This window comes from Amycolatopsis tolypomycina (assembly GCF_900105945.1).
Classification (GTDB): Bacteria; Actinomycetota; Actinomycetes; order Mycobacteriales; family Pseudonocardiaceae; genus Amycolatopsis; species Amycolatopsis tolypomycina.
In genome coordinates this window covers 312,820-329,679 of the sequence record NZ_FNSO01000001.1, presented here as the reverse complement: position 1 = coordinate 329,679, position 16,860 = coordinate 312,820, and the positions used below count along the sequence as shown (strand labels likewise).

General features: G+C 71.7%; 15 protein-coding genes. 7 read left to right on the top strand and 8 right to left on the bottom strand.

The annotated features are described in order from the left end of the window. Positions 1–193: 193 nt before the first annotated feature. From BLW76_RS01490 to BLW76_RS01480, 3 genes are read right to left on the bottom strand one after another with little or no spacing between them, the layout of a single operon-like run. On the bottom strand, positions 194–1,105 hold the full coding sequence (locus tag BLW76_RS01490; RefSeq protein ID WP_091304036.1) for a transketolase family protein: 912 nt from the start codon (positions 1,103–1,105) through the stop codon (positions 194–196). Continuing rightward, positions 1,102–1,806: a thiamine pyrophosphate-dependent enzyme gene (locus BLW76_RS01485; protein WP_091304035.1), complete on the bottom strand. Its 705-nt coding sequence runs from the start codon at positions 1,804–1,806 to the stop codon at positions 1,102–1,104. The genes BLW76_RS01490 and BLW76_RS01485 overlap by 4 nt, the downstream gene beginning before the upstream one ends. Positions 1,807–1,821: 15 nt before the next feature. Beyond that, on the bottom strand, positions 1,822–2,640 hold the full coding sequence (locus BLW76_RS01480) for a 27-O-demethylrifamycin SV methyltransferase (protein WP_091304034.1): 819 nt from the start codon (positions 2,638–2,640) through the stop codon (positions 1,822–1,824). A 197-nt stretch (positions 2,641–2,837) separates the two neighbouring features. Between BLW76_RS01480 and BLW76_RS01475 the strand changes: the two genes are divergently transcribed. Genes BLW76_RS01475 through mhpA form a run of 4 tightly spaced genes read left to right on the top strand, consistent with a single transcriptional unit; the run spans position 2,838 to position 7,589 of the window. Further along, positions 2,838–4,112 (top strand): cytochrome P450, encoded by a 1,275-nt coding sequence (locus BLW76_RS01475; protein ID WP_091304033.1) that lies wholly within the window; start codon positions 2,838–2,840, stop codon positions 4,110–4,112. Positions 4,113–4,130: 18 nt separating this feature from the next. Then, positions 4,131–4,889: a thioesterase II family protein gene (locus tag BLW76_RS01470; protein WP_091304032.1), complete on the top strand. Its 759-nt coding sequence runs from the start codon at positions 4,131–4,133 to the stop codon at positions 4,887–4,889. Next, positions 4,886–6,079, top strand: a complete 1,194-nt coding sequence (locus BLW76_RS01465) for a phthiocerol/phthiodiolone dimycocerosyl transferase family protein (protein ID WP_091304031.1) — start codon at positions 4,886–4,888, stop codon at positions 6,077–6,079. Before BLW76_RS01470 ends, BLW76_RS01465 begins: the two co-directional genes overlap by 4 nt. Before the next feature lie 7 nt (positions 6,080–6,086). Beyond that, positions 6,087–7,589 (top strand): bifunctional 3-(3-hydroxy-phenyl)propionate/3-hydroxycinnamic acid hydroxylase MhpA, encoded by a 1,503-nt coding sequence (mhpA, locus tag BLW76_RS01460; RefSeq protein WP_091304030.1) that lies wholly within the window; start codon positions 6,087–6,089, stop codon positions 7,587–7,589. Between the two features lie 9 nt (positions 7,590–7,598). Here mhpA and BLW76_RS01455 read toward each other — a convergent pair whose 3' ends face one another. From BLW76_RS01455 to BLW76_RS01445, 3 genes are all read right to left on the bottom strand, one after another. Next, positions 7,599–9,020, bottom strand: coding sequence for an NDP-hexose 2,3-dehydratase family protein (locus BLW76_RS01455; RefSeq protein WP_091304029.1), 1,422 nt, complete (start codon positions 9,018–9,020; stop codon positions 7,599–7,601). 81 nt (positions 9,021–9,101) lie between these two features. Next, the gene (locus tag BLW76_RS01450) at positions 9,102–10,154 is read right to left on the bottom strand and encodes an LLM class flavin-dependent oxidoreductase (protein ID WP_091304028.1); all 1,053 of its coding nucleotides are present in this window, start codon (positions 10,152–10,154) and stop codon (positions 9,102–9,104) included. 22 nt (positions 10,155–10,176) lie between these two features. Then, complete coding sequence (locus BLW76_RS01445) at positions 10,177–11,061, bottom strand: TIGR03621 family F420-dependent LLM class oxidoreductase (protein WP_091304027.1); 885 nt, start codon at positions 11,059–11,061, stop codon at positions 10,177–10,179. Between the two features lie 136 nt (positions 11,062–11,197). Here BLW76_RS01445 and BLW76_RS01440 point away from each other — a divergent pair, with 136 nt between their 5' ends. Both BLW76_RS01440 and BLW76_RS01435 read left to right on the top strand, forming a co-directional pair. Further along, positions 11,198–12,169: a Gfo/Idh/MocA family protein gene (locus BLW76_RS01440; RefSeq protein WP_091304026.1), complete on the top strand. Its 972-nt coding sequence runs from the start codon at positions 11,198–11,200 to the stop codon at positions 12,167–12,169. Between the two features lie 25 nt (positions 12,170–12,194). Continuing rightward, positions 12,195–13,493: an aminotransferase family protein gene (locus BLW76_RS01435; RefSeq protein WP_167384428.1), complete on the top strand. Its 1,299-nt coding sequence runs from the start codon at positions 12,195–12,197 to the stop codon at positions 13,491–13,493. A gap of 59 nt (positions 13,494–13,552) precedes the next feature. Here BLW76_RS01435 and BLW76_RS01430 read toward each other — a convergent pair whose 3' ends face one another. After that, entirely contained in the window at positions 13,553–14,200 is a 648-nt protein-coding gene (locus BLW76_RS01430) for a dTDP-4-dehydrorhamnose 3,5-epimerase family protein (RefSeq protein ID WP_244170004.1), read from the bottom strand. A 6-nt stretch (positions 14,201–14,206) separates the two neighbouring features. After that, complete coding sequence (locus BLW76_RS01425; protein WP_091304024.1) at positions 14,207–15,352, bottom strand: glycosyltransferase; 1,146 nt, start codon at positions 15,350–15,352, stop codon at positions 14,207–14,209. 196 nt (positions 15,353–15,548) lie between these two features. Here BLW76_RS01425 and rfbH point away from each other — a divergent pair, with 196 nt between their 5' ends. After that, positions 15,549–16,856: a lipopolysaccharide biosynthesis protein RfbH gene (gene rfbH / locus BLW76_RS01420; RefSeq protein ID WP_091304023.1), complete on the top strand. Its 1,308-nt coding sequence runs from the start codon at positions 15,549–15,551 to the stop codon at positions 16,854–16,856. Positions 16,857–16,860 lie beyond the last annotated feature (4 nt).

The following is a 16,860-nucleotide window of genomic DNA, read 5'->3' as shown; positions in this document are numbered from 1 at the left end:
CACGCCCACCCGAGCCCAGCCCTACTGAGAAAACCTCAATGTGGCGTTGGTTGCGTCCAACGCACCGAACGCCACATTGGGTGCGCTGGACGCACCGAACGCCACATTGGGGGCATCCCGACACGGCGAAACGGCTCCACGCCGCACCGCCTGGGGGTTCGCGGTGCGGCGTGGCGCCGGTGGGGGCCGCTCGTCAGGCGACGAAGCGGGCGATCGAGTCCGCCAGTGACTCGGCGTCGACGCCGAACAGGCGGTCGTGTTCCTCGGCCGTGCCGTAGACGCGGGCCTCGCGGTCGCGCCACGTGCCGAACGAGCGCAGGCGGTGGGGGACGTCGGCCAGCGCTTCCGTCACCTCGAACGCCGACGTGCCGCGCAGGTACGGCTCGACCAGCACGACGTTCGGGGCCGCCGCGCCGACCGCCGCGCGCAGGCCGGCGTGGTCGAACGGGCGGATCGTCGACGCGTACAGCACGGTCACGTCCGTCGTCGCCGTGGCCGCCAGGACCTGGTCCAGGACCGGGCCGACCGCGACGACCACGCCCGCGCGGCCCTGGCGCAGCACCGTGAACCCGGACGACACCGGCACGGATTCGCTGTTCGCGCGCTCGGACAGCCGGACGTAGACGCGGTTGTCACCGGCGATCGCCGCCGCCAGCAAGGGCGCCACCTCGTCCTCGTGGCCCGGGACGTGCACCGTCCAGCCCGGCAGCGTGTCCAGCAGGGCCACGTCGCCGGGTGCCTGGTGCGTGCGGCCCCACGACGGGTCGTCGTAGGAGGCGCCCACGCTGACCAGCACCGCGCCGACGTCCTGGTGGCCGAGGCCGATCTTGAGCTGCTCGAACGGCCGCTCGACCAGGAACGGCGCGTACGTGTGCACCACCGGCCGCTGGCCGGCGAGCGCGAAGCCGCCGGCGATGTCGATCATCGCCTGCTCGCGGATGCCGAAGTTGTGGACGCGGTCCGGGAACTCCTTCTTGACGTCCCAGAAGAACCACGACGAGATGTCGGCGGTCAGCATGACCACCCGCGGGTCCGCGGCGAGGGACTCGATCACCGATTCGGCGAAGACCGTCCGCATCTGCTTCCTGGTCACCTGGGCGGTCATGCGGTGCTCCCTTCCTCGAGCGGGAGGATCTCCGCGACGACGGCCCGCGGCCGCCCGTCGGTCTCCCCGGTCAGCGCCTTCTCCAGCTCGTCGTGGTCACGGCCGTCGACCGTGGTCGCGGCCCAGCCCTCCTGCTCGAAGCGTCCGGCGATGCCGCCCGGCCAGCCGAGGCTGGCGGTCTTGTTGTCGATGACGATCGCGGTGAGGCGGTCGAGCCCGAGCCGGCCGGCGATGGCCATCGTCTCGTGGTTGCTGCCCTCGTCGAACTCGCCGTCGCCCATCAGGACGAAGACCCGGGCGTCGCGGCCCTGTGCCCGCAGCGCGAGCGCGGTGCCGACGCCGAGCGGGAGCCCGTGGCCGAGCGAGCCGGCGCTGATCTCCACGCCGGGGGCCAGGGTGCGGTCCGGGTGCATGCCGAGCGGCGAACCCCACTGCCGCCAGGTGTCCAGCGTCTCCGGCTCGATGAAGCCCTTGGCGGCGAGCACCGCGTAGTAGGCCATCGGACCGTGGCCCTTGGAGAGGTAGAACCGGTCGCGGCCGGGGTCGTCGATGGTCGACGGCGACACGTTGAGCACGCGCTCGTAGAGCACCCAGATCGCGTGCAGCGTCGACGCCGCGGCCCAGCCGTGCTTCTCGTCCCCCGTCATCCGGCCGAACAGGCCGCGGAGGTTCTCTTCGGTCATCTGCGTGGTTTCGGGCATGGTTTCGGGCTTCCCTCAGTCGGGCTTGCGCGCGGTCAGCAGGACGTAGCCCAGCGACGGTTCCTCGCTGAACGCGCGGAACCGGCCGAGCGTGACCTCGAACTGTGCGGCCTCGATGTGCTGCAGGGCCTGTTCCCGCAGCTGTTCGAACCGCTCCGCCGCCTTGGTCCACGACGGCCGGGTGTAGGTGCTGACGTCTTCGCCGTGCTCCGGCTCGAGGCCGGCTTCGCGCAGGTGGGCGTGGTACTCGTCGAGCGAGACGACCGACACCACGCCCTTGCCGACCTCGCGGACGCGCTCGGCGTCGGCTGCCAGCCCGGCGGGGCTCGGCACGAGCAGGAAGTCGCCGAGCGCCAGGCGCCCGCCCGGCCGCAGCACCCGGGCCGCCTGGCGGATCACGTGCCAGCGGTCCGGCATGTGGTGCAGCGACTCCAGCGCCCAGACGACGTCGAACGAGCCGTCCTCGTACGGCAGCTCCATCGCGTCGGCGTACTCGAAGACGACCCGGTCGTCGACGTCGGCCTTGTAGGCGCGGTCGTTCGCCCGCTCCACCTGCTTCTCGCTGATGGAGATGCCGGTGACCATGACGTCGTTGGCCACGGCCATCCGGATGGCGGGCTCACCGTTGCCGCAGCCGATGTCCAGCAGGCGGTCGCCCGCGTGCAGCCGCAGCATCGCCGTCAGCTTGTCGGTGAGGCGCGTGGTGGCTTCTTCGAGCGTCGCGGATTCGTCGTCCCAGTACCCGTGGTGCAGGTTCTCACCCCAGAGCTGGTCGAGCAGGTCCGCGAAAGCGTCGTAGCCCTTACCAATCTCGTTCGGAGTCGGCTTCGTCACCAGTACCCCTCAGCATCGTCTCGGCATCGTTCACCGCAGGCTATGGGAGACACGGCAGGTCACGGCATCCCTCGTTCTGATAGCGCACCCATCGTCCACATAGGACGCCGAGGCGAGCACTGCCAGGTTGGGGGATGCCCCGCGGGCTGCCGCTTCCCTACCGTCCGACCCGGGCACGCCTCACGCGAACGGAAGGGATGGCCATGACCGCCACCGCCAAGCCGTCGGCCGAGCCGGTCGACCTGTTCTCCCCGGAAGTGGTCGCCGACCCGTTCGGCTGGTACGCGCGCCTGCGCGAGGAACCGTTGCCGCACACCGGGACGCTGAACCTCGGCACCATGATGGGCGGGCCGGACATGTGGCTGGCCACCCGCTACGAGGACGTGCTCACCGTCCTCACCGATCCGCGCTTCCTCACCAACCCGCCGGCGGACTCGCCGCTGGCGGACATCCGCGACGGCGTCTTCAAGGCGATGAACTTCCCCGAAGACCTCATCCCGTGGATGGCCAACAAGCTCAACACCGCCGACGGCGAGGACCACACGCGGCTGCGCAAGCTGGTCTCGTACGCGCTGACCGCGCGCCGCGTCAACGCGCTGCGGCCGCGCGTCGAGAAGATCACCGCGGACCTGCTCGACCACATGGCGGAGCTGGGCAAGGACGGCTCGCCGGTCGACATCGTCGAGGAGTTCTGCTTCCCGCTGCCGGTCACGGTCATCTGCGAGCTGGTCGGCATCGACGAGCCCGACCGCGCGGCCTGGCACGCCTGGGGCAACGCGATGGCGACGATGGACGGCCCGAAGATCCCGCCCGCGCTGCGCAAGTGCATCGCCCTCTCCCGCGAGCTGATGGCCCGCCGCCGCGTCGAGCCGCAGGACGACCTGGTCACCGCCCTGGTGCAGGCGCAGGCCGAGGACCCGGGCCGGGTGTCCGACGACGAGATCGTCGGCATCCTGTTCAGCCTCGTCACCGCCGGGCACCAGACGACGACGTACCTGATCGGGAACTCCGTGCTCTTCCTGCTGGAGCACCCCGACCAGCTCGCCCGGCTCAAGGCCGAGCCGGCGCTGTGGGCGCAGGCCGTGCGCGAGCTGCAGCGCCTCGGCCCGCTCCAGTTCACGCAGGCCCGCTTCCCGTCGGAGGACGTCGAACTCGGCGGCGTCACGATCCCGCGGGGGACGCCGGTCGCGCCGCTGCTGCTGGCCGCCAACACCGACCCGCGCAAGTTCGACGAGCCGGACAAGCTGATCGTCGACCGGCTGAGCGTCGCCAACGAGATGCACCTGTCCTTCGGCAAGGGCATCCACCGCTGCCTCGGCCAGCACCTCGCCTACCAGGAGGCCGAGGTGGCGCTGCACGGGCTGTTCACCCGGTTCCCGGACCTCGCGCTGGCCGTGCCGCGCGAGGAGATCCCGTGGATCCTGCGGCCGGCGTTCACCCGGACCAAGACACTCCCCCTGAAACTCGCTTAGCCCGAAAGGCGATTCGCCGTGCACCGACCAGACGCCGAGAAGTGGTTACGCCGGTTCGAGCGGGCTCCGGACGCGCGAGCGCGGCTCGTGTGCCTGCCGCATGCCGGCGGCTCGGCCAGCTTCTTCTTCCCGCTCGCCAAGGCCCTCGCTCCCGCGGTGGAGGTCCTGGCGGTCCAGTACCCGGGCCGTCAGGACCGGCGCCACGAGCCGCCCGTCGACAGCATCGGCGGGCTGACGAGCCGGCTCCTGGAGGTGCTGCGTCCCTTCGACGACCGGCCGCTGGCGTTGTTCGGGCACAGCATGGGCGCGATCGTCGGCTACGAACTGGCGTTGCGGCTGCCCGCCGCGCCGGCGCACCTGTTCGCGTCCGGGCGGCGGGCGCCTTCGCGCTATCGCGACGACGACGTGCGCGGCGCCTCGGACGAGCGGCTGGTGGCCGAGCTGCGGACGCTGGGCGGGTCCGACGCCGCCATGCTCGCCGATCCCGAGCTGCTCGCCATGGTCCTGCCCGCGATCCGCGCCGACTACCGCGCGGTCGAGAGGTACCGGCACGAGCCCGGACGGCGGCTGGACTGCCCCATCACGGTGTTCACCGGCGACCGCGATCCGCGGGTGTCCGTCGCCGAGGCTCGCGCCTGGGCGGAGCACACGACCGGGCCGTCCGACCTGCGCGTGCTGCCGGGTGGGCACTTCTTCCTGGTCGACCAGGCCGCGCCGATGATCGAGGCGATCACGGAGAAGCTGGCCGGCGCCGCGCTCACGGGAGGCAGGCCGTGACGCGGGCCGCCGTCCGGCGGGCGCTGGCGCCCAGCGAGAGCATCCACGCCGTCAAAGAGGCCTACATCGGCTACACCGTGCGCGCCGAGGGCCGGCTCGATCCCGACGCGCTGACCACCGCGTTCGACGCGGTCTCACGCGCCTACCCGCAGCTCTCGGCCCGGGTCGAGTTCACGCCCGACGGCGCGGTGCTCACCGAGTCCGAAGACGCCACAGCACGGCCGGAGATCCGGTTCGCCGACGGCGATCCTTCCCGGCCACTGGCCGGGCTCGACCTCGACCAGAGCCGGTCCCTGAGCGCGCTCAACGTCGTCCGGGACGGCGACGAAGCCGGCGTCTGCCTGGCGATCCAGCACAGCGTCGCCGACGCCCACCACGCCATGGCGATCCTCTCGGCGCTGTGGTCCTGCTACACCGACGTCGTCCACGGCGTGCCGCTCGACCTGGGCCGGCACCCGTACCCGCGGTCCCTGGAAGACCTCCTCTCCGAGCGCGGCATCCTCGGCAGCGGTGCGGCGCCACCGGCACCGGCCGACCCGCCGGATCCCGTCATCCGCCCCGTGGTCCAGCTCCGGCTGACCGAAGCCGAGACGACGGCACTGGCGAACCTCGGCCACCGCGAAAAGGTGACGATCAACGGCCTCGTGTCGGCCGCGGTCCTGCTGGCCGAGGCCGAGATCCGCGACATGCCGCTGACCGACCTGATCTACCGGTACTCGGTCAACCTGCGCAGCAGGCTGACGCCGCCGGTCGGCGCGACCGAGGGCACGAACGTGCTCGGCGGCGTCGGGTTCAAGGTCACCGGCGGCCTCGCGCACGACGCCGTCGCGATCGGCCGGGCCATCGGCGAGCAGCTGCGCGCCGGCCTGGCCGACGGCTCGGTGCAGCGCAGCATCCTGGACATGTTCGCGCGGCCCGCCGCCGCGAAGCCGTGGGACCCGAAGCTCGCCCTCGCCGTCGTCAGCATCATGAACTGGGGCGTCGCCCCGCCGCTGCGCACCCCGGACGGCCTGCGGCTGACCAACCTGCACTCGGCGTCCCGGATGCGGGAGACCACCGCGCTCGGCGGCTACGTGCTGAGCAGCTTCGGCGGCCGGATCGGCCTCGACCTGGGCTGGCCCGAGGGCGACCCTTCGGTGCCGCGGCGCATGGACTGCCTGCGCGAACAGCTGGCCCGCCTGACCCTGTGAGGTTCCTTTGACGGACACGGACGTCGTCATCGTCGGCAACGGCCCGATCGGCGCCACTCTCTCGGTGCTGCTGGCCCAGCGCGGCTGGCGGGTGACCGTGCTGGAGCGCCGGCCGAAGCCGTACAAGCTGCCGCGGGCGACCAGCTTCGACGGCGAGACGGCCCGGCTGCTGGCCGCCACCGGCATCGGCCCGGACCTCGGGCGGATCACCGCGCCGGCCAACGGCTACCAGTGGCAGACCGCCGACGGGCAGACCCTGCTGGACATCGCCTTCACCACTGAAGGGCCGTACGGCTGGCCGGACGCGAACACCATGCACCAGCCGGCCCTCGAGGAGCTGATCGCGGCCCGGGCGGCGGAACTGCCGGAGATCACCGTGCTGCGCGGGCACGAGGTCGTGGCCATCGCGGACGGGGAGGTCGTCCAGGTGACCGCCGCCGACGCCGACGACGTGACGCGGACGCTCTCGGCGCGGTGGGTCGTCGGCTGCGACGGCGCCAACAGCTTCGTGCGCGAGCACCTCGACGTTCCGGTGACCGACCTCGGCTTTTCGTACGAGTGGCTGCTGTGCGACGTCCAGCTGAACGAGCAGCGCGAGTTCGTGCCGACGAACGTGCAGATCTGCGACCCGGCCCGGCCCACGACGCTGGTGGGCAGCGGGCCCGGCCGCCGTCGCTGGGAGTTCATGCGGCTGCCGGGCGAAAACGCGGCCGAGCTGAACTCCGACGAGACGGCGTGGCGGCTGATGGCGCCCTACGGCGTCACCCCCGAAACGGCGACGCTCCTGCGCAGCACCACCTACATCTTCCAGGCCCGCTGGGCCGACCGGTGGCGGGTCGGGCACGTCCTGCTCGCCGGCGACGCAGCGCACCTGATGCCGCCGTTCGCCGGGCAGGGCATGTGCTCCGGCATCCGCGACGTCACCAACCTGGCGTGGAAGCTCGACCTGACGCTCCGCGGCCTGGCGTCCGAGTCCCTTGTGGACAGTTACGGCGACGAGCGGCGGGAGCAGGCGCGGGAGGCCATCCTCGCGTCGGTCCAGCTCGGCCGGGTGATCTGCGTGACGGACCCGGCGGCCGCCGCCGAGCGGGACGCGACCGTGCTGGCCAACCGCCGCGGCAAGCCGGCGGGCCGTCCGGAACCGGCCAAGCCGCTCACCGGCGGGCTGCTGCACGAAAGCCCCGGAGCGGGCGTGGTCGTGCCGCAGGGCCGGGTGCAGGTGGGCGGGACCACCGGGCTCTTCGACGACGTCGTCGGCCGGGGTTTCGTACTGCTGACGACCGAGTCGCACGGCTCGGAGTTCCTCGCCGAGCTGGGGACGCACGTCGTCCGGCTGGACGACGAGGTGGACGTCGACGGTGTCTACCGGCCGTTCCTGGCCCGCTTCGGGGCGACCTCGATGCTGGTGCGGCCGGACTACCACGTCTACGGCACGGCCGGCCCGGGCGACCTCGACACCCTGGTGGCCGACCTGCGGGACCGCCTGCGTGCGGCGGTCCCGACCGGCTGACCCGGAGCGTCAGAAGCTGCGCAGGCCGGCCATCAGGCTGCGCAGCTCCACCGTCAGGTAGTTGCTGTGCGACAGCAGGGACATCAGCTGGCCGAGCGTCGTCCAGAGGAAGCGGTCGTCGGGCTCGGGGGCGAAGTCGTCCTCGACCTCGATCACCAGGTAGCGGTTCTGGGCGTGGTAGAACCGGCCGCCTTCCTCGGAGTGCACGACGTCGAGCCGGACACGGCCGGGGGGCGCCGCGAGCGCGTAGTCCAGGTACGGCGGGCGGTGCTCCGCCGGCGCGTCGGCGTAGTTGCCGGGCTGGCAGTGCACGGTCGCCGTCAGCTCGGCGATGTTGAGCGTGCCCGCGTCGCTGCGGGCCTGCACCAGTGCGTGCAGCGTGCCGCCGATCCGCTTGACCAGCAACACGAGCAGGCCGGACTGCCGGGGCGCCACCAGCGGCTGCGTCCACGAGCTCACCTCGCGGTTGCTGGCCTCCACGGACACGGCGACGACGTCGAAGTACTTGCCGTCCTGGTGATCGATGACCTCGTGGCCGAGCCGCCAGCCGTCCTCGGCGATCTCCTTGAGCGGCACCCGGCGCTGCACCAGCTCCTGGCGGGCGCGCACCTCGGTGAGCCAGCTGAGGACGTGGCCCGGGTCGTGGACGGCCCGGCCGCGGCCGGACAGCGAGCGGTGGACCGCCGCGACGAACGAGCCGTCGCCGTCGATCCGGGCGTCCGGCCGCGCGAGGGCGGGCGGGACGCACGCGAGGACCGTCCGGGAGTCCATGTTCACCATGTGGTCCAGCCGCAGCAGCCGCCGGATCTGGTCGAGCGTCAGCCAGCAGAAGTCCTCGTCCAGCGGGACGTCGTCGTCGGTCTCGACCACGATGTTGCGGTTGCGCTTGTGCAGGAACCACGACCCCTGCTCGGACTGCAGCCCGTCGAACAGGACGCGGCCGCGGGAGCCGGGCCGGAAGTACTCCATGTACTTGGTGGCCGCGCCGCCGTGGACCTTCATGTAGTTGCTGCGGGTGGCCTGCACGGTCGGCGAGATCTGCAGCCCGTTGATGTTGCCCGGCTCCATCTTCGCCTGCATCAGGCAGTGCGGGACGCCGTCGAACCGCTTGACGAGGATGCCGAGCACGCCGATCTCCGGCTGCACGATGATCGGCTGGGCCCACTCGCTCACCCAGGGCCGGTCGGTCCGCACGCGCAGGCCCTCGACCGAGAAGAACCGGCCGCTGGCGTGCACGAGGTTGCCCGTGTCGGGCTCGAAGTCCCAGCCGGACAGGTCCGCGAACGGGATCCGGTCCACCCGGAAGCTGTTCGCGCGGGCCCGGGCGTTGAACCAGGAGTGGAAGTCCGCCATGGACATGACCGCGTCGTCGGCCACGGCGTCGGAGCGCCCGTCCCGCGCCGTGTCTTCGTGAATCGCGCTGTGGACCACGTCACTCCCTTCCTCGGCTGCGGCGAGCCTAGGCCGGGCACGGTGGGCCGGACATCCCCCGAACTGATAGGAACCGCGTGGTCAGCGGAACGCGGGCATGACTTCGGCGGCGAAGAACCTCAGCAGCTTCTTCATCTCCTCGAGCGGGAGCCGCCGGGTGGAGCCGAAGTCGCACAACAGGTTGCCGTAGCCCATGTCCTCAATGGACTTGATCTGGCCGATGACGCGCTCGGGGTCGCCGATCACCTCGAGCTGGTTCCACGCGAAGTCGGGCTCGGCCGAGAGGTCCTTCAGGCGTTCCAGGTGGTACTCGTAGCTCTTCGCCGCGCCGCCGGTCTTCAGGTCGATCGGCGCGTTGCCCGCCAGGAAGACGCGCGTGCGGTCGAACGCCGCCTCGAAGCGGGCCTGCTCCTCGCGGGCCCGTTCGTTGGACTCCGCCACGTACACGACCCGGCTGGCGACGAGCTCGACGTCGGTGTCGACGCCGTGCGCGGCGGCCGTCTTGTGCCACGTCTGCGCGGCTTCGGCGATCCGCGCGAAGGGCGCGGCCGGGTCGGCGAGGATCGGGAGGCCGCGGGCGGCGTACTTCCGCACGGTCTCCGGGCTGATGGCGGCCACGTGCAGCGGCGGGTGCGGCCGCTGCACGGGTTTCGGCCACAGCGTCAGCGGGTGGGTGGTCTCGTGGAACCGGCCCCGGTACTCGAACCCCTCCGTGGTGTACAGGCCGAGCAGCACGTCGAGGCACTCGTCGAACCGGTCGCGGGATTCGGCGAGGTCGAGCCCGAAGTTCTCGAACTCGATGCTCTGGTAGCCGCGGCCGACGCCGAGCTCGAGCCGGCCGCCGGACAGCAGGTCGACCATGGCCGCCTCCTCGGCCACGTGGATCGGGTTGCGCAGCGGCAGCACGACGATGCCGGTGCCGAGCCGCAGCCGTTCGGTGCGGCCGGCCAGGTGGGCGAGCATGGTGAGCGTGTTGGGCACGGTGCCGAAGTCGTGGAAGTGGTGTTCGGCGAGCCACACGCCGTCGAAGCCGAGTTCCTCCAGGAGCTCGACCAGCTCGACGTGGTAGCCGTACACCTCCGGCGCGCTCATCCCGGCGAACTGGTGGAAGAGGTGGAAGGTCGAGAACTTCATGGCGGCTCCCTTCGGCTTTCCCCTACTTCCCGTGCAGGAGATCGATGACCGGGGCGAGTGCTTCGAGGTTGTGCTCCAGCACGGTGAAGTAGCTGAACCCGTACCGCTCCCGGTGGGTTTCGAGCTGGTCGGCGATCTGCGCGGCGGTGCCGACGAGCACGGTCGGCAGGGCGGCGAGCTGCTCGACCGTGCGCTCCGGCATCCGCCGGTGCACCGCTTCCAGGCCGGCCCGGCGATCGGCGGTGACGTCGACGCAGTGGGCGAAGACGTTCAGCTCGACCTCCGGCGCCCGGGCCCCGAGCGCGGCCTTGGCGAAGCCGACGCGTTCGGTGAGCTCGGCGGCGTCGGCCAGCAGCATCTTGTGCGAGGCGGTGGCGCCGATGAACGCGATGGCGTCCGCGTACCGGGCGGCCAGTGCGAGCAGGCCGTTGCCGCGCCCGCCCAGCAGCAGCGGCGGGCCGGACGGCTGCGCCGGCCGCGGCTGGTGCGCCGGGTCGGCGTAGCTCCGCTTGAGCTGCTCGATCGTCCGTTCGAGGTGGTCGAGCCGTTGCCGGGCCGTCGGAAAGGGAATTCCGGCGGCGTCGAACTCGGCTTTCACGTATCCCGCACCGAGGCCGAGTTCGAACCGGCCGCCGGTGCACTGGTCGGTGCCGGTGACGTCCCGCGCGAGCAGCACGGGATTGTAGAAACCGGCGTTGAGCACGAATGTCTTGAGCCGGACGCGTTCGGTGTTCTCCGCGGCCAGCACCAGCGCCGGAAACGGGGCCGGCATCCCCAGGTGGTCGCCCACCCCGACGACGTCGTAGCCGAGATCCTCGGCCTTGCGGCACTTTTCGACCCAAGCGCGGCGCGGCACGGGCGTGATGAGATCGACCCCGAACCGGAACGGCTTCCTCCCAGTGGCCATGACGGCAAAGTACCAATCATCTGATCATTTGTCCGGCCCGTTTCCCGGTCGGCGATCGCTATCAGGACGAGGGATGCCCGGCCGGTCGCGGGTGTCCTAGCGTGGGCGGCGAACCGTGCCGGCGTAAGGAGAACCCGTGGCCCCACTGCGCATCGGGATCATGGGCTGCGCGAGCATCGCCGTGCGAAAGGTGCTGCCCGCCATGGCGTCGCTGCCGGGCACGGCAATCGCGGCGATCGCCAGCCGCGACGCCGGCAAAGCCGCGGAAATCGCGCGCGCGCACGGCTGCCGCGCGATCGAGGGCTATTCGGCGCTGCTGGACCTCGACGACGTCGACGCCGTCTACCTCCCGTTGCCGAACGCCGAGCACGCCGGCTGGATCGACCGCGCGCTGGCCGCCGGAAAGCACGTGCTCGCCGAGAAACCGTTGACCACCAGCGCGTCCCGCACCCGTGAGCTGATCGCCGCGGCCCGCGCGGCCGGGCTCGTGCTCATGGAGAACGTCATGTTCCTCCACCACAGCCAGCACGTGGCGGTCCGGAAACTGCTGGCCGACGGTGCCATCGGCGAGCTGCGCGCGTTCCACGCCGCGTTCGCCGTGCCGCCGCGCCCGCCCGGCGACATCCGCCACCGCGCCGACCTCGGCGGCGGCGCTCTGCTGGACACCGGCGTCTACCCGGTGCGCGCGGCGATGACTTTCCTGGGCAGCGAAGTCGACGTCGTCGCGGCAGTGCTCACCCGGCGCCACGGCCACCCGGTCGAGTCCGCCGGGCAGGCGTTGCTGTGCACGGCCGACGGCGTGAGCGCGTCCGCGACCTTCGGGATCGACCACGCCTACCGGTCCTCCTACGAGCTGTGGGGCAGCGAAGGGCGGCTCGTGCTCGACCACGCCTTCACCCCACCCGCCGGCCACGTCCCGGTGCTGCGCCTGGAACGCCGTTCGGGCGCCGAGGAAATCGCGCTGCCGCCCGACGACCAGGTGGCGAACACCCTGGCCGCGTTCGCGGCGGCCGTCCGCTCGGGACGGCTTCCCGACAACGACGACGTGCTGCGGCAGGCCGTGCTCGTCGACGACATCCGCACCCGAGCGAAGCGCTACGCCAGCTGAGGCCAGGAGGAACCAGATCGTGACGATGACCGTGCAGGAAGCGCCGTCCCAGCTGCTGGCGGCGCGGCTGCAGATCCCCCCGATCCCCTACAGCCACGCCGCCGGCTCGTGGGTGTACGCCGCCGACGGCAAGCGGTACCTCGACGGCGCCAGCGGGATCGTCAACGTGAACATCGGCCACGCGCACCCCGTGGTGGTCGAGGCCCTGCGGGACCAGGTCGGGATCTGCACCTACGCCAGCCCCGGCACGTTCGCGCCCGAGCTGATGGAGCAGCTGGCCACGGCCACCGCGCGGGCGGTGCACCGGCCCGACGACCGGGTGATGTTCACGCCGACCGGCACGCACGCCACGGAGTCCGCCATCGCCCTGGCCCGGCTGGTGCAGCGGGCCCGCGGCGAAGAGGGACGGCACCGGATCCTGACGTCGACGCTGGGCTACCACGGCAACAGCGCGTTCGTGCTCGCGCTGTCGGGCCACCGCTCCCGGCGGCCGCACGAGGACGACAGCTTCGGCCTCGCCCCCGCGTTCAACCCGCCGTACCCCGGCCAGCACCTCGGCTGCCCGTACCCCGCCTGCCGCGTCGAGTGCGTGCGGGCGGTGCGCGACGCGATCGTCGCGGCCGGCCCGGAGAGCGTGGCCGCGGTGCTCATGGAACCGGTCAACGGCACGACGGGCGGCGGGTACGTGCCGCCGCCGGGCTACCTGCGCGCGCTCCGCGAGGTCTGTGACGAGTTCGGCGTCCTGGTCATCCACGACGAAGTCCTGACCGGGCTGGGCCGCACCGGGCTCCCGCTGGCCTCGCACCACACCCCCGGCTCGGCGGCGGACATCGTCACGCTGTCGAAGGGACTGGGCGCGGGGTACGTCCCGCTGGCCGCCACGATGATCTCCCCGCACCTGGCCGAGGACATCACGGCGAGCGGCAAGTGGCTGCCGCTGATGGGCACGATGTCGGCGACGCCGCTGCAGGGCCGGGCCGGGCTCGCGGTGCTGTCGGTCCTGGACGACCTGGGGGCACTGGACCGCGACGAGGTACGCGGCGCGGCCCTCGGCCGGCTGGTGGCCGACGCCGTGCGGGGCCAGTCCGTGGTGACGGACGTGCGGGGGCTCGGGTACTTCCACGGCATCGAGCTGGCGCCGGGGACGGTCGGGGAGGTCATGCGGATCACCCGGGCCGAAGGCCTGCTGCTGTACCCGTACGTCGGGTTCCGGCCGGACCGCACGGGCGAGGGGCTGCTGGTGGCGCCGCCGCTCAACGCGACGGACGGCGATCTGGACTTCCTCGGCGAGACGCTGCGTTCGGCCCTGTCCCGCGTGGGATGACGGGTTCACGGCAGAAGGCCCGGGACCTTTTCGGTCCCGGGCCTTCTGCCATCCACGATTCAGGAAGCCGCAGCCGCCTCGGTCAGCCGGACGCGCGCCGCCCGCAGGGACAGGCACTCCTCGTACCGCGGCAGCAACCCCAGCTCCCCCGCCTCCCGCAACGTCGGCGCCGCCGCGTCGCGCTCCGACAGGATCGGCTCGCCCGGCAGGTTCAGCGGCAGGCCGATCTCCGGGTCCAGCGGCTGCACGGTGAGCACCTCCGCCGGCCGGTAGAGGTCCGACAGCAGGTACTGGACGCACGTGTCGTCCTCGAGCGACACGAACGCGTGGCCGAGACCCTCCTCCACGTACACCGCGGTCCCGCCGTGGGCGTTGAGCACGATCATGTCCCACCGGCCGAACGTCGGGGACCCGATCCGCACGTCGACGACGAAGTCGAGCAGCGAACCCCGCAGGCACGTCACGAACTTGGCCAGGCCGGGCGGGGTCGCCGCCCCGTGCACGCCGCGGACGACGTTGCGGCACGACGTCGAGACGTTCGTCTGCAGGAACCGCGGCCGGTAGCCGAGTGCCTCCGTGAGCACGTCCTCGCGGTAGACCTCGAAGAAGTCGCCGCGGGCATCGCCGAAGGAACGCGACGAGACCAGGTGGGCGCCGTCGATGGCCAGCGGCCGCACCGTCATGCTGCGGGTGGTGACGCTGCCCATGTCCGCTTAGGACGCTTCCTGGACGAGCCGCTCGATGCGCAGCGCCACCTCGTTCGGCGACGGCAAGGCGGCGATCTCCCGGGCGAGCCCGCCCGCCGCCGCTCGGTACGCCGGGTCGGTGACCAGCTCGCCGCACGTCTTCGCGATGACCTCGCTCGCCGCTTCCTCCGGCGAGAGCACGACCGCGGCACCCGTCTCGGCGAGGCGGCGGGCCATTTCGCCGGCGCGGTAGAGGTTCGGGTCGGGGATCACCACCTGCGGCACCCCGAAGCTCAGGCCCGTCATCATCGTGCTGCCGCCGGTCTGGTGCACCAGGACGTCGCACGTGGGCGCGACGACGTCGAGCGGGATCCAGCCCGCGCGCACGTTCTTCAGCCGCTCGCGCAGTTCCGGCGCGGCGTCCTCGGTGACGGCGACGACGACCTCGGCGTCCAGCGTGGCGACCTGCTCGACGACGGCCTGCAGGAAGTCGTACTGGTTGTAGTTCGCGACGCCGGTGCCGATGGTGACGCCGATCCGGGTGCCCGCGCCCTTCTGGTACATCCAGGGTTCCACCACGGACTGCGAGTTGCCGGGGATCCACCGCATCGGCTGCCCGCCCGCGAGGTCCGCGGGCAGCAGGCTCGGCGGCGCGATCTCGATCGTCATCGCCGGCTCGGGCAGGCGGTCCAGGCCGAGTTCCTTCAGCTGGTCGCGCAGCTGGTCCTCGGCGCCCCGGTCCATCAGCCGCGGGCTGTGGATGTCCCAGGCGTGGCGCACGTACGGCACGCCCAGGTGCGCGGCCAGCAGCGGACCGGCGTAGGCGGTGACGCCGCTGACGATGACGTCCGGGCGCCAGTCCTTGCTGAACGCCAGCAGGGCGTCGAGGGTCACGTACTCCATGTGCGCGTACCAGCGGCCCGCCATGACCTCGCGGTCCTCGGGCACCTCCGGCACGTGCGTCAGGCCGCTCTCGGCGATGACCTGGCGCGGCGTGACGCCCGGGGCCGTGGTCCGCACCGCGGACAACCCGACGCCGGCGATCGTGTCGGCCAGCTCGTCGACCGACGCCGTGGTCATCACCTGGTGCCCGGCGTTGCGCAGGGCGTTCGCGAGCGGGACGTGGCTGAACACCGTCGACGGGGCGACCCCGGCGAGATTGAGAACCTTCACAAGATCGTCCTCCCAGGGGATGGCTGGTGTCGGCTCCAGCTTGCCCACGAGGACGGCCGGGGCCATCACCAACGCGAGTAGTCCCGGGCGGTCACCGGAAGCGGCCTACCACGTTGAGGGATGTCCCCCTTCTCCCGCGCTTCTAGCGTGACTCGAGCGTGAGGTCCGCAATCGAGGAGCAGGGGATCGATACGACATGGTCGACTCAGCCCGATCGGACCTGCTGGCGCAGGTCCGCGACTACCACGACGCCCAGTCCCCCGGGCCGGCGCCGTTCATCCCGGGGCAGACGCCGATCCTGTCGTCCGGGGCGGTGCTCGACGCCGACGACCGCGAGGCCCTGGTGGCCGCCGCGCTCGACCTGCGCATCGCCTCCGGCACGATCGCGACGAAGTTCGAGTCCGCCTTCGCCCGGAAACTCAAGCGACGCAAGGCGGTGCTGACGAACTCCGGCTCGTCGGCGAACCTGCTGGCGCTGAGCACGCTGACGTCGCCGACGCTCGGCGACGAACAGCTCAAGCCGGGCGACGAGGTCGTCACGGTCGCCGCCGGCTTCCCGACCACGGTGAACCCGATCCTGCAGAACGGCATGATCCCGGTGTTCGTCGACATCGAGCTCGGCACGTACAACACGACGGCCGAGCGCGTCGAGGCCGCGATCTCCCCGCGCACGCGCGCCATCATGATCGCGCACACGCTGGGAAATCCTTTCCCCGTCGGGGAAGTCGCCGAAATCGCGAAGCGGCACGACCTCCACCTCATCGAGGACAACTGCGACGCCGTCGGCTCCACGTACAACGGGCAGCTCACCGGCACGTTCGGCCGGTTCTCCACGGTGTCCTTCTACCCCGCCCACCACTTGACGATGGGCGAGGGCGGCATGCTGCTGTCGTCGGACATCAAGCTGGCCAAGCTGGCAAAGTCGTTCCGCGACTGGGGCCGCGACTGCTGGTGCGAGCCCGGCGAGGACGACCGCTGCCTCAAGCGGTTCGACCTGCACCTCGGCACGCTGCCGGAGGCCTACGACCACAAGTACGTCTTCTCCGAGGTCGGCTACAACCTCAAGAGCACCGACATCCACGCCGCGCTCGGGCTGAGCCAGCTGGCGAAGCTGCCGGACTTCATCGACGCCCGCAAGCGCAACTGGCGTCAGCTGCGCGAAGGCCTCGACGGCCTGCCCGGGCTGATCCTGCCGGAGGCGACGCCGGGCAGCGACCCGAGCTGGTTCGGGTTCATCATCACGGTGAAACCGGACGCGGGCTTCGCCGTCCCCGAGGTCGTCGACTACCTGGAGGCCCGCAACATCCGCACCCGGCGGCTGTTCGCGGGCAACCTCACCCGCCACCCGGCCTACATCGGCAAGCCGCAGCGCATCGCCGGCCCGCTGACCAACAGCGACATCGTCACCGAGCGGACGTTCTGGATCGGCGTCTACCCCGGGATCACCACGGAAATGATCGAGTACGTGATCGGCACGCTCAAGGAGTTCGTCGCCACGCACTGACCGC